General features: G+C 54.3%; 9 protein-coding genes and 1 tRNA gene. 5 read left to right on the top strand and 5 right to left on the bottom strand.

All coding sequences use genetic code 11. The features are described 5' to 3' along the window. Position 1: 1 nt before the first annotated feature. The 5 genes from MFFC18_RS17440 to MFFC18_RS17420 all read right to left on the bottom strand — a co-directional run bounded on the left by MFFC18_RS17440 (position 2) and on the right by MFFC18_RS17420 (position 5,437). On the bottom strand, positions 2-1,102 hold the full coding sequence (locus tag MFFC18_RS17440; RefSeq protein ID WP_075083071.1) for a succinylglutamate desuccinylase/aspartoacylase family protein: 1,101 nt from the start codon (positions 1,100-1,102) through the stop codon (positions 2-4). After that, complete coding sequence (locus tag MFFC18_RS17435) at positions 1,099-2,541, bottom strand: ATP-grasp domain-containing protein (protein ID WP_087149602.1); 1,443 nt, start codon at positions 2,539-2,541, stop codon at positions 1,099-1,101. Before MFFC18_RS17435 ends, MFFC18_RS17440 begins: the two co-directional genes overlap by 4 nt. Before the next feature lie 60 nt (positions 2,542-2,601). Next, positions 2,602-3,465, bottom strand: a complete 864-nt coding sequence (locus MFFC18_RS17430; RefSeq protein ID WP_075083072.1) for a PP2C family protein-serine/threonine phosphatase — start codon at positions 3,463-3,465, stop codon at positions 2,602-2,604. Positions 3,466-3,742: 277 nt separating this feature from the next. After that, a tRNA-Leu gene (locus MFFC18_RS17425) sits at positions 3,743-3,824 on the bottom strand. Between the two features lie 86 nt (positions 3,825-3,910). Beyond that, on the bottom strand, positions 3,911-5,437 hold the full coding sequence (locus MFFC18_RS17420; RefSeq protein WP_157665070.1) for a PDZ domain-containing protein: 1,527 nt from the start codon (positions 5,435-5,437) through the stop codon (positions 3,911-3,913). Between the two features lie 359 nt (positions 5,438-5,796). On the opposite strand from MFFC18_RS17420, the gene fliW reads away from it, so the two are divergent. The 5 genes from fliW to MFFC18_RS17395 all read left to right on the top strand — a co-directional run bounded on the left by fliW (position 5,797) and on the right by MFFC18_RS17395 (position 13,397). Beyond that, a complete protein-coding gene (fliW, locus tag MFFC18_RS17415) occupies positions 5,797-6,237 on the top strand; it encodes a flagellar assembly protein FliW (protein WP_075083075.1) in 441 nt (146 codons plus the stop codon). A 366-nt stretch (positions 6,238-6,603) separates the two neighbouring features. Continuing rightward, on the top strand, positions 6,604-6,819 hold the full coding sequence (gene csrA / locus MFFC18_RS17410; protein WP_075083076.1) for a carbon storage regulator CsrA: 216 nt from the start codon (positions 6,604-6,606) through the stop codon (positions 6,817-6,819). Positions 6,820-7,360: 541 nt separating this feature from the next. After that, entirely contained in the window at positions 7,361-8,260 is a 900-nt protein-coding gene (locus MFFC18_RS17405; protein WP_075083077.1) for an ImuA family protein, read from the top strand. Further along, positions 8,257-10,053, top strand: a complete 1,797-nt coding sequence (locus MFFC18_RS17400; protein WP_075083078.1) for a Y-family DNA polymerase — start codon at positions 8,257-8,259, stop codon at positions 10,051-10,053. The genes MFFC18_RS17405 and MFFC18_RS17400 overlap by 4 nt, the downstream gene beginning before the upstream one ends. 80 nt (positions 10,054-10,133) lie before the next feature. Further along, the gene (locus MFFC18_RS17395; protein WP_075083079.1) at positions 10,134-13,397 is read left to right on the top strand and encodes an error-prone DNA polymerase; all 3,264 of its coding nucleotides are present in this window, start codon (positions 10,134-10,136) and stop codon (positions 13,395-13,397) included. Positions 13,398-13,423: the final 26 nt, after the last annotated feature.

Genomic DNA, 13,423 nt, shown 5'->3' with positions numbered 1-13,423 from the left:
GTTAACTCTTCTTGCCCGTAGGTAGTTCACACAACGTTCCGTCGAGTGAGCAGCCACTGATTTTTTCGAACTTGGCTCGTTCCCGCTCGTCCATCGGCACGCCAAGGTGCAAAATGCGAGCACCGGTTTGGCCGATCGGGTTCACACAATGTCCGATCGCGATGCCGTCTTCCGGAGCAAAGTACTCCTTGATCGTGTCGCCGAAAATGCTGACCTGTGTCGCAATCAAATCGCCTTTCTTGAAACGCTCCGCGATCTTTGGAACGCAACGCATCATCCCGCCACGTTCAGCCAGAACCCAATAGGACTTCCGGCAAAGGATCGGCGGCTTTGTCGCTGACGACTGTGAAGCTGACTTTGATGGCACCATATCGATATGATTCAGGATTCTGCGGATGCCTTTCACTGTTCTGGCGATCGGATCCCGTTGGAATTTTTGAGGGTCACAGATTTCGACCGTGATCGCCGGCTTTCCCGCTTCCGCTGCGGTGCCTCGCAACGTGTAATCAGAAGGCGGATTGTGGACGATGATTTGTGGACGAAGAAGGTAGGCCATTTGAGCAGTCGTTTCCTGCTTGAGGTCGGCGCGAACGTACAGCGAATTGACGCGTCCCTCGCTCGCCGTATGCAAATCAATCAGATAGTCGAAATGTTGAGTGATTCGATCCACCAGATTGTACGCATAAACCTGCGAGATTTTGCCGTTTGGTTTTCCCGGCATGATGTGATTCAGATCCTGGCCATCGGTAAACTCACGACGTTCCGTCAACAAGCCCGGCATGTTTGCTCCGATCGCGCACACGATCGACCCGCGGAGCGTTTTCAAATTCAATCGTTGCAACAGTTTGTGGATTACCGGGATGCCGTTGAGTTCATTGCCGTGCAACGCCGCGGTCACCCCCATGATTGGGCCGTCTTTTTTGCCGCGGGCGACGACAACAGGAACCTGGATAGGCCGACCGATTCCGTTTTCTACAATCTCGATAAACAGTCGAGAAAATTCGCCAGAGGGAAGAGACTCAATTTCCAGATTGTCGACTCGTTTGACATGTTTGACGTTTTCGTACCCGTTCGTGACAGGCGGTTCGCTAAACTCATTCAAAACATGATCTCCTCGTTGAAGCGACGGTCCGGATTGATCGACTGGAACAGCTTCTTGCGGAACTTTCCTTTCGTGTTGACCAAACTTTTCGCCATGTCGTCGATTGCCACGATGCACATCACGGTCTGCATATAGCTTTCGATCAGGTCGTCCAGTCCAAACCCCAGTCGGTTGAAGTCGCGGCTGTCGACCAGCAACAGTCGTTCCGGTTGAGTGCTGAACGTGCCGTCTTCGTTTTTGACCGAAAGGTTCGTTCCGAGCATGTCCCAGGAGTCGTCTCCGTGTTTCAGATCCGTCGTCAGTGGCTTTCGCGCGCGTCGCGCATAGATTGCGACCGGGAAGAACCCTTTTGGGGATGCTCCAACCATGAAGCGCAAATCGGCTGCGTACAAATTCAGTTTGCGATCGGGCATCGTGCCCACGTGAAACAATCGCCCGAACTGACTCTGCGAACTCCAGCGTGAATTTCCGATCAACGACTGGACGATGTAATGGTCGTAGCCGTGATTCAGTTGCATGAACGCATCCAGCTCCTCCGCCGACGTGATCGTGTAAACCCCCTGCCCTGCGTTCGAATACGGAACCTTCACAACAGCAACGCCACCCATCCGCTGCACCCACATCGGAACTTCTTCCTTGGAAACGTCCCAAATCGTTTCCGGCGTGTGAATTTTCAGTCCCGAGTTTTGCCTTGAGGCGTTGTACAGGTCATAGGCCTTCGATGCAACCAGCTTGTTACGTCCGCCGGATAGGCAAATCAAAACAGGGTTGTAGATCAGGGTTCTTGTCAGATGGATCGGAATCCGATTCCACGGTTGCTGGGTCACGTAGCGAAACGCGGCCTTGATCGGAACCTTTTCGCCATTGTGATGGACATGCATCAGGCCCTTTTCGTCAAACGAAACCGTTCGGCCAGCATCGTTTTCATGAAACGGAACCAGCCATACTTTGTCACCGGTCAAGTCCGCAAGCGCCGAAGCATAGCCCGAGGTCTCCATGTGGTTTTTGTCGTAGATGACCGCGAAGTCGCCTTTCGGTCCGCCCTTGCGACGACCAACCTGTTCCAAAAATGAATCTCGGAGCAACCGGTCGTAGCCAGCTTTCTCGATCGACTCGTTCAATCGAGGCATTGATTTTTGACCGGAGGGGCAGGAGTTCGTTTCGATCACCACCACCTGCCGCAACCCTGTCTCAGTCGTCACATGGAACAGGTCACAGCCGCCCCATCTGAAATAACGGGGAACGGTAGCCAGCAAATTCCGCACGGATTCGGGATCGACTTCCGGGTGCAAATGGCAATAGCGCGAGGCGATCCTGTCATTGCCCATGTCCATCAAATTGTGGATCAGAGGATGGATGTGCGCGTTGAGAACCCGCGGATAGAAATGCTCTTCCGTCTCGAAGTTCCCGGGTTCAATCAGTTTTGGTTCGGTCAACATATGTGCTCTTTCTGCTACCGAATTTTAATGCTTTCTCAGGTTCGAAACGATCCCGATTCGTTACCCTGCAGCGTCGCTTACCCATTCGTCCGTATCGCTGGTTGCGGAGTTTTCCAATCCCGGGTCAAGAGTGAAATCATCCAGCGTTGCCGCTTCGTTCGACGCCCGGACAACGATTGCGGAGATGTTGTCACTGCCGCCCCTCGATTTCGCGAACGCGATCAAGCTGTCAACAGCAACGGCTGAGTCCTCCTGTTCGAGGAATTCGACAATTACATCGTCACTGTGAAAATAGTTGCTCAGCCCGTCAGAGCAGAGCAGGATTACATCGTCGTCGGCCAAGTGGAAACTGAAGTTTTCGACTTTAAATTTCTGTTCGCGACCGACGCAACGGGTGAGCACATGTTGGAAACGCTTCAGGGACTTGAGGTCGTTATTGGCTTCGACCCATTCAGGATTGGCGTCCGCGTATTCCTCGAACATGGTGTGATCGCGAGTCAACTGTTTCGCGACATCGCGATTTTTAAGATACAGCCGCGAGTCACCAAGATGGCCGACGAAAGCGACTCCTTCAACGATCAGCAATGCCGTGATCGTCGTCGCCATTCCCTCGAATTCCGGATGAGTTTTCGCAAACGAGACCAGCGAGTCACAGCATCTTTCGATTGCTTCAACCACCAACTCGCCCCAGACTTGTCGAAAGTTCTCGTCGTCTCGTGTCGGGAGCTTTCGTTGTCGGCGGGCATTGGCGATAAACTGCGAAACGAACTCGATTGTTTTTCGCGACGCGACTTCGCCAGCCGCATGGCCACCCATTCCATCGCAAACGATGAACAGGCCATTATGAACGTCGACATGGAATGCGTCTTCGTTCTTCTCGCGAAGGCATCCGACATCCGTCTTTCCCGCGGCGCGAATTAACATCGTTCTACTCCTGTGCAGATTTTCAGGACCGTCCGTTTCGGCTTACCCGGTTGGAGCCAAGCTTGGTCGAAAAGAAGTGCATCAGCCGTGCCAAAGTCCGAAAACGCAAGCATTCGCTGGGCAAACGCCGCTTTCAGAGGGGTTCTGGAAGTGAGTGGTCAACATGTGCCCACAGCGGTCGAATTCTGTGCGGTTGGGCTCAGGGGACGATTGTCGAAAAAGAAGAAGCTGGGCTGACGCAGCAAGATCGCTACTGAGCAGTCGCCCGCTTTATTAGTACGGCTGGCGGGACTTGAACCCGCACGCCCGAAGGCACAGGATTTTAAATCCTGAGCGTCTGCCAATTCCGCCACAGCCGCATACCAATAACCCGTAAGATGATCGTGGATGAGCCCAGGATGTCAACATCACTAAAATGAGCATCCGAAATCTGGGCAGAATCCGACTAGCGAGTCGGGGTCATTTGCCCGAGTCGAACTTTTAGATCAATCGTTCGTTCTCCGCGCCGGACCTCCAATTCCATGGTCTCGCCGGGCCGTTTTTGCGAAATCAGCAACCGCAGGTCTTCGAACTGAGAAATCTTCGTGCCGTCCATCTTCGTCACAATGTCCAACGGTTGCATGCCCGCGTCTGCGGCTGCCGTTCCCGCGACGACTTGAGAAATTTGGCAGCCCGTGAAGTCGCCACCGCCAATGTCGATTGGCCCCTGGACGCCAAGAAATGCCTTAGGCGACGCCGAAATAAGATTCGGGTTGCGTTTGCGGATGTCTTCCAACCATTCCAGTTCGAACTTGCACAGCGACATGGTCACCCGGAACAGACCAGTGATGCTAACCAGCTTTTGAATGCTCGCTTTTGAAAACTCAACTTCATCCAATGCGATCGTTTGAACCCTGCAGCGAGAAATAGCCGCCGCAGTGTCGGCATCAAGTTTTAGTTTGCTCAATCGTAACGCGCTGATCTGGCCAACTGATCTGAACGCTGCGGCAGGTGGCATGGAGCCTTCGAAGCCAAGATTCGCGATGGACGCGGGAAACGAAAGGCTTTTCGAGTCGTCTCCAAAATCGCAGTCGATAAACTCGAGACCGTTAAGGAATCTTTGTCTGGAAATAAAGTTTTTGATTGATGCATCGATCTGCTGTTTGCGGAAACTTAGAGTCGACAAAGCTCCGAGATCGTCGATCAGCCGCAACGCTTCTTCATCACCTTCAAAGCCTTCCGGGATTTCAAGATTGCCCGGAGACAGTGTTGTCTGAGAGTGCGCTGGCAATAGACCTTTCATGATCTCACGACTGTCATTCGCATCTCCGGTGATGATTCGCTCGATCTTCATGATCGACTTCAGCCGGTCGTTTCGCGGATTTTCCCATTTCGGATCCGCTAACTCTTGCCCATTGTCGGTGCCACGCATCGGTTCAGCAGAAGTCGCGATCTCGATGCCGCCCAGTTCACGAACTGCCGCGGCACGAACCATCATTTCAATTCGAGCCCGCTCCAATGCAGTTTCCTGGCCTTGCATTCCAGATCGAAAAGAAAACTTAAATCCCATTCGACTCAACTTTTTGGCCGCCTCTGCCCTGCGAGTGATTTGCCATTGATGCTGAAGCTTTGCAAGACGACGTTGGCTTTGTGAATCCTGGGCACCGTACAGCAACTGAATGATCGCGATCGATTTTAGAAAGTCTTCTTCGTTGCCGTTCCTGCCGATGCCTTCAAGGATTCGATGAATTCGCCAGCCGGCTTCGGAGGATGAATTAAAGAAATGAATAGTCAGAGGTTTGAGGATCTCCGGTCCGCGCTCGATCAACGCTTCGGTTGCGGCCTCGCGGTCTTTGAAAGACGGTGAATCCAGTCGCGAGAGCAAGGCTTCGACCGAGTCCGTGTCGTAGGGGTTGGTGGATGTTTCTGCCGCAGTCTCGTTCGGGGCGCTGCCAACTTTGCCAGCCGTGCCTTGCTCCTGAGCCGCATGCACGGTCGGGGTGTCCGTATGGGGAGCGAGAACGAACGCTATCAACGCGATAGCGATGAGGCTGGATCTGAGTCTGAGTTGCGGAGGCGAATTCATTGCAAGCATGCAGATATTGTGACAGCGTTATGGATTGGCGAGCAAAACGCGTACTTTACATAGTATATGCGTTTTAACACTGAGGTCGGTGCCCCAGGCCGGACCAAGAGTGATTAATCGAAAAAACTCTCCGGACCGTCATTTCTGTTTAACTTTCTGTAGCCGCGTCGTCGATACGACCGACAGCCAGTTATTCCAGATTGTCAGACGTTTTCAAACTCCAAACGCCCACTCCGTTGTCCATTAGGTGGCACAGAGGCAATAAGATGAAGATTCACACAACCCGGTTTTCAACAATTGAAATTGAACCGGATGACATTTTGTTTTTCCGCAACGGTCTAATTGGCTTTGAAGATTGCCGTCATTGGGTACTGCTGGCGGATGCCGGAAATTCGGCAGTTGCGTGGCTTCAGAGCATGCAGCATGCAGACATCGCGCTTCCTGTGGTTTCGCCCCGACGCTTTGTCAGCGACTACCAGGTCCGCCTTGAGCCGACCGATGTCGAAGCGTTGCAGCTGAATTCGGTTGAGCAGGCCTATGTTCTGGGTGTTGTCAGCCGCGATGAGCAGACTTTGACTCTGAATTTGCGGGCACCTTTGGTGATCAACCTCGATCGGCGCATCGGTTGCCAGGTGGTGACGGTTGATCCACAGCCCATGCAGTACGAACTCGCGAACCTGCCTTCTGAGCTTCGCAAGTCGGCGTAGGTAACTTGGCGTAGAGTTCGGCTTGAGACCTGCCCCGGTAGTTGTTTTTGCCTGGCTATGGTTTTCGTTGACCAGATTCCGCGACAGACAGCTTTGTGCAGGGCTGTAATCGTGAATCTGATGAGCCTGTGCAGTCGTATACAGGCTTGGCTGCTCTTTCCTTCCTTCCTGAAAAAACCTCATTCTCGTCACAAGAGGATTTTGGTGTTTTTCCTCCATGAGTTGTCGGTCGATTGTCGATGCTCACATACAGCCTCCTGCTAGCGTTCCCAGACGTGTGTTGCGTTGACGCTTGGAGGACGAAGCGGCAAAGGATTGTTCCGCGTTGAGTTAGGGACAGAAGAGTTTTTTTAAAAGGAGCCAGCCATGCTGGTTTTGTCGCGACATAGAGATGAGAGCATTATGATCGGTGATGACGTGCGCATCACGATCGTCGATATCCGTGGAGACAAGGTCCGTCTTGGGATCGATGCGCCGCAGGAAATTCCTGTGCATCGCCAGGAAGTCTACGATGCGATCAAACGTGAGAATCAGAAAGCCAGTCGCCTCGGTCCGTCCGAGACTCGCGACGTGGGCAAGTAAGCAGGCGTAGCGATTACGCCTTGTTGGTTTTTTGCGTGTTGAAGTTTTCATCGACTTTAAATTTACGCTCTCGTAGACACATCGCCACGATGTGGTCTTCGGCGTGCGCTTTTTGCGCTTCCTGATTTTGCTTGCAGCGATCGGTCTGCAAATTTCTTTGCTGCTTTTCTGGCAGTGGTGATAAGAGTGGTTTGGCTTGGTCTGCGCGTCAGGTTCGGCGGGTGCGGAGTTCGGATTCGTGCGATGTTCACTTTCTGAGTTTTGAACCCTTGGGCCCTTGGGGCTGAGATCGTGCATCGAGTTCCGAGTCGTTGTATTTGCTGCGTTCATTAGCGGCCAAAGTTGTGAAGCTTCAACCTCTATCAACACCTTTTCCCCGTCCCTTCCGCCACATTTCCCCGCCCAAAGTCCGTTCACTCTTACAGGTGTAATTCTGTATACAATCAGGGCCTGCCCGGATTTGGCTGCCGAATACACAAAGGATTGCTTTTTCAAACATTTTCACGCGTCCTGACCAAACGTGTCACTGACCTGTTTTTCAATGCAAGCCACCAAAGCAAAACGTGATTCAATGGGCAAGGATGGCACCATGGCAACGCAGGCACTTATTCAGCAGCTTCGCAATCGCATCACGCGAATCGAAACTTCTGCCCGAGCGGACGATGGGCAAACGATTTCTTCTGGCTGCTCGGCGATGGACAAGCTGCTGCCCGAAGGCGGTTATCGACGTGGAACGCTGATCGAATGGATCGGTGGCGTAGGCTACCAGCCTGCGGGTCGCACGAATGGGGGTGCGAGTTCGAATGGTTTAGCCAGCCAGTCCAGTCACGCAAACACAGGCTGGAAGCCTATGCCATCTCGGCAGCAATCTTCCGGCGGCTGCGGAGCCGATTTCCTCTCTCTGCTAACCGCCGCCAATGCTTGCGATGACGGAGGAGCACTGGTGATCGCCGATCGCAATCGCCAGTTCAATCCTCCTGCCGCTGCAGCGATCGGCATCGATCTTGGCAACGTCGTTGTCATCCGTCCGCCAGAAGAAAAATCGCCTCACGACCGTCGCTATGATGACGAGTTCTTTTGGGCCATCGACCAGGCACTCGGTTGCTCCGCCGTCGCTGCCGTTTGGGGATCGATTGACCAGGTCGGCGAGCGTTGGTTTCGTCGGTTTCAGCTTTCCGCAGAATCCAGCGGCACGATGGGCCTGTTCGTGCGTCCGACCTCAGCGATCGGCCAGCCTTCCTGGTCAGAAGTCCGCTGGCATGTCACGGCCAAGCCTTCGCAGTCGAATGCTTCGGCGACTCAGCAGATCGAGCTCAAGCTGGATCGTTGCCGCGGCGGCCGATCGGGGCAGCGAATTGATTTGCAGATCGATACGGTCACCGGAAACGTGTCGAAGGCGATGCCGCTTGAATCGTTCGCTCTCGCCAAAGGTGCCTCATGAAGCGAATGCTTTGTCTGTGGTTTCCCAATTGGCCGATCCAGCGTTTGGTTGTCGTCGAGCCGAGTTTGCGAAAGACGCATCTGGTTCTTTTTCGACGCGATTCCCGCAAAGGCCAGCTTGTCGCGGCGGCTTCTCCGTTGGCGATGCAGAGTGGCATTCAGCTGGACATGCCGATCTCGGAAGTCAAACAGCTGCTGCGGCATGCTGGGCGAACGCGACAAACCTATCACCCCAGCCATCTTCTGCACCCGCGGACTCAGCATCATCAACTGGCGAAGGAAAGCGGCGTAGGGCTTCGGACTGCGGGAGTATCGTCAACACAGGCTGAAAGCCTGGGCCACCTTGCCTCGAAAACCACACACCGAAAACCGCAAACCGAAAACCAGTTCTACATCCTCGAACACGATCCTGTCGCCGACCGCGAAGCCCTCGAAAAGCTCGTCGACTCGCTACACTGCTTCAGCCCGATCGTTGGCATCGAGCAAACGGAGGCTCCCGAAAGTTGCTTTCTGGACGTGACCGGTTTGGATTCGCTCTTTGGTGATGAGCAAACGTTGCGGGCCAAAGCCGTTCGCTTCCTTGGCGACGCCGGCTATACGGTTTTCTCGTCGATCGCCAACACGCCCGGAATGGCTTGGGGCATGGCCCACTATCATCGCAGCGCGGCACCAGCGATTCGCGAAAGCCATTCCAGTGAAACTTTGGTTCGCGAGTTTCGTCAACTTCCGGTTGCGGCATTGCGACTGTCGACTGAAACACAGCACACGTTTTCGCGGCTGGGCGTGGAACGCGTTGAGCAACTTTTGGCGATCCCGCGAACGCATCTCGCGTCCCGGTTTGGCGACGAAGTCAGTACGCGGATCGATCAGGCTTTCGGAAAAGTCGTCGAACCAGTCGTGGCCAGGCACCTGCCGGCTGAATTCGAAGCGTCGCAGTTCATCGAATTTCCGACTCGGGATCGTGAAACCATCGGCGTGATTTTATCTCGCTTGCTGGAACAAATTTGCAAACAGCTACAGTCCAGCCAAAAAGGTGCTCTGCAGTGGCGTGTGCAACTGGATTGCGTGGACGCGCCGTCGATCGAGTTCGAAGTGAATCTGTTTCAGCCAACGGCTACCGTTTCGCATGTGTTGCAGTTGATGGAGTTGCAGTTGGAGTCCGTGTTGCAGCCTCATTTGCGTCGCAAGCGTTTCAAAAAAGCGAAGGACAAGAAACCTGTTCGAACCCGGACCGTTACCAATATTTTGATCCAGGAGATCACCGTTCGCGTGACGTCCTGCGTGCTGTTGGTGCATCGGCAACGCGAGCTGTTTGACGAAAGTCCGCGTTTGGACAAGCAGGAGTTGGCTCATCTGATCAACCATCTGACCGGTCGGCTTGGTCAGGAAAGCATCGTCTATCCGACGCTTCAGGCCGGGGCCCAGCCGGAGCTTTCGTTTCGCTTCAAGCCCTTGGTGGATCCGAAGCGAATGCGTTCGCGAAAGAAGCAGGACGTGAAGTCGCGTTCGCATCGTTTGGCGTGGCCGCTGCGGTTGCTTGATCCACCGATTGAGATTTCGAATGGGAATTCAGAGATCGAATCTCGAAAAAATCAGATGCCGAGTTCGTTTTTACATCAACGCTTGCGGCATTACGTTTCGCGTGTTTGGGGGCCGGAGCGAATCGAAACGGCGTGGTGGCACGGTCCAACAGTCCGCCGCGATTACTGGCGAGTTGAAACCGAAAGCGGTCAGCATTTTTGGGTTTACTTTGATTTGAAAACAGGTCGATGGTTTTTGCAGGGGGAGTTTTAGCAGGTGTGAAGTTTTCGGTTTTCGGTGTGTGGTTTTTCATCGCCGCGGACCACACCGAAAACTGAAAACCGTAAACCAAAATGCACGAACTTCATTGCAAAACCAACTTCTCATTCCTCGCCGGTGCATCGCACGCGGACGAACTGGTGCATCGCGCGATTGAGCTTGGTTACTCTTCGCTCGCCGTCACCGATCAAAATACACTGGCTGGAGTTGTTCGCGCCTACGGTGCAATTCGCGACGTTCAAAAACATGGCGTGATTGGCGAAAATTCAGAAACGCTCGAACCGGAAAACCAAACCGCAAAAAAAATCAAGCTCATCATCGGCGCCGAAATCATCTTCAACGACGCCCTGCCCGTCGTACTGTGGGCAACCGATCGGAAATCCTACGCGAATCTTTCAAGGCTGATCACCGTGGGACGACGCCGCGCACCGAAAGGCGAGTGTTGGCTGAAGTTCGAAGACTTGGCTGATCACCATGAAGGTTTGCTCGCCGGCGTGATTCCGTTTCTCAAAGGCGACACGCCAAAGATGGCTCATGTCGACGCCACGCATGTGAGCTACGAATGGTTTGGCTGTTTGCCGAAAGATCAACCAAACGACGCCATCGAAGCCTTTGCCAAGCGAGACCTGATCTCGCCGCGATTCCAATACGATGCCTTTCGCGAGTTGTTTGGTGATCGAGTCAGCTTGCTGGCCAGTCTCTACAAAGGCGTCGACGACGACTGGCGAGTTCACCAACTGAAGGAACTTTCTGACCGGCACAACCTGCCACTGTCTGCCGCCGGCGATGTGCTCTATCACGTGCCAGCCCGCATGCCGTTGCACGATTGTTTGACCGCCGTTCGGCATCGCACCACGATCGAACTGGCGGGTGATTTGCGAGTCGTCAACGCGCACCGGCATTTGCATTCCGACGAAGCCCGCCAACGGCAGTACGCAGCCATTCCCGAAGCGTTAGAAAACGCGGCTCGCATCGCGGAACAATGTTCGTTCTGCATGAGCCAGCTGCGTTACGAGTATCCCGAAGAACTGGCTCCTGCAGGCCAGACTCCCATTGATTTCCTGCGTGAACTGGTGCGAAAAGGCTCTGCCTGGCGGTATCCTGACGGCGTTCCGGAAAAAGTTCGCCACGCGATTCGCCATGAGCTTTCTCTGATCGAAGAGCTAAACTACGAGGCCTACTTTCTCACCGTTTGGGATCTGGTTCGCTACGCTCGCAGCCGCGATATTCTCTGCCAGGGTCGTGGCTCGGCAGCGAACTCGGCCGTTTGCTATTGCCTGGGAGTGACCTCCGTCGACCCGGCGATCACGGACCTTCTGTTCGAACGTTTTATCAGCAAAGAACGCGACGAAGCACCCGACATCGATGTCGATTTCGAACACGAACGTCGCGAGGAAGTCCTGCAGTACCTTTACAACAAATATGGTCGCGACCGAGCCGGTTTGGCCGCCACCGTCATTACCTATCGCAGTCGCAGTGCGATTCGCGACGTCGGAAAAGCGCTGGGGCTGTCGCTGGATCGCGTCGACGCGTTGGCGAAACAGGTCGACGGATATCACAACGTCGATCTGGCAGATCGCTGTGAAGCCGCCGGAATCGATCCGCAATCGGAATCCGGTTCACGACTGTGTTATTTGGTGAACGAAATCCTGGGCTTCCCACGACACCTGTCGCAGCACGTTGGCGGCATGGTGATCACGCAAGGCAAGCTTCACGATCTGGTGCCGATCGAAAACGCGGCGATGGATGATCGTACGGTGATCCAGTGGGACAAGAATGATCTGGAAGAACTTGGGCTTCTGAAAGTCGATTGCCTTTGCCTGGGAATGCTGACGGCGATTCGAAAATGTTTCGCAATGGTGAAAGAGCATTGGGGCTGTGACTACTCTTTGGCCACGATTCCGCAGGACGACTCGACGGTCTACGACATGATCTGTGAAGCCGATACGGTGGGTGTGTTTCAGATTGAAAGCCGCGGTCAGATGAACATGCTGCCCAGGCTCAAGCCGCGTTGCTTTTACGATTTGGTGATCGAAGTCGCTATCGTGCGGCCGGGTCCGATTCAGGGCAACATGGTCCATCCGTATCTGCGGCGGCGAAACGGCGAGGAAAAAGCCGTCTATCCGAATGACGAAATCAAAGCCGTGCTTGAGAGAACGTTGGGCGTGCCGATCTTTCAGGAGCAAGCCATGAAGCTGGCCGTGGTCGCGGCAGGTTTTACACCGGGCGAGGCCGATCGGTTGCGTCGTGCGATGGGTGCGTGGCGGAAGACGGGCGTGATCGAAAAATTTCAGACGAAGCTGATGGAAGGCATGCGAAAGAAAGGACTGTCGGAAGAGTTCGCTGGCCAGGTCTTTCGCCAGATCCGTGGCTTTGGAGAGTACGGTTTCCCGGAGTCGCACGCGGCGAGTTTTGCGTTGCTAGTTTACGTGAGCTGCTGGCTGAAGTGGTACTATCCCGCTGCGTTTTGTGCTTCTTTGATCAACAGCCAGCCGATGGGATTCTATCCGCCGGCTCAGTTGGTCGCCGACGCCCAACGGCATGATGTTGAAGTGCTGCCGGTAGACGTGAATTTGAGCGACTGGGACTGTACGCTTGAACGCGGCAGCAACGGTATCGATTGGGCGATGCGGTTGGGACTGCGGATGGTGTCCGGAGTTCGTGGGGATGTTGTGGATTCCATTCTGACCGCGCGAGAAACCGGTGACTTCACCAGCGTGGTTGATTTTACGCGCCGCACAAAATTGGGCCGGGCCACGATCGCAACGCTGACTCAGGCCGACGCATTCGGTTCGGTGAATCAGGATCGCCGCGAAGCGTTGTGGCAGGCGTTGGGGCAGGAAAAACAACCGGTTGATCAGCCGTTGTTTTCTGGAGTCGACGATGAGGATGATGACGCGTTTTACTTGCCGTCGCTAACTCCGCAACAGCAAGTCACTGAAGACTATCGATCAGTTGGGCTCTCGCTGCGGGCTCATCCGATTTCATTTCACCGCGAATTTTTGAACGAACTGGGCGTGCGGACGCACGGTTCGCTAGAGGATGGCGCGAACGACCAGAAAGTAATCATTGGCGGGCTGGTGATTCTGCGTCAGCGACCGGCGACGGCGAAAGGCATCACGTTTGTAACGCTGGAGGACGAAACCGGATCAGCGAATGTCGTTGTGATGCCTCACATCTGGGAGCGAAATTTCCAGGTGGCTCGCCGCAGTGCCGCGTGGATTGTGCACGGCCGTTTGGAGAAGAAAAACAACGTGATTCACGTCGTGGCGACGCGTCTCGAAGGGATGGCCGCGCGGCTGAATGGATTGAAGTTAAAGACGCGAGACTTTCGATAGCAACGGAACAGGCAATGTTGCGATCA

This window comes from Mariniblastus fucicola (assembly GCF_008087665.1).
Taxonomy (GTDB): domain Bacteria; phylum Planctomycetota; class Planctomycetia; order Pirellulales; family Pirellulaceae; genus Mariniblastus; species Mariniblastus fucicola.
The sequence above is the reverse complement of the archived record's forward strand: the minus strand, read 5'-3'. Positions and strand labels throughout refer to the sequence as shown.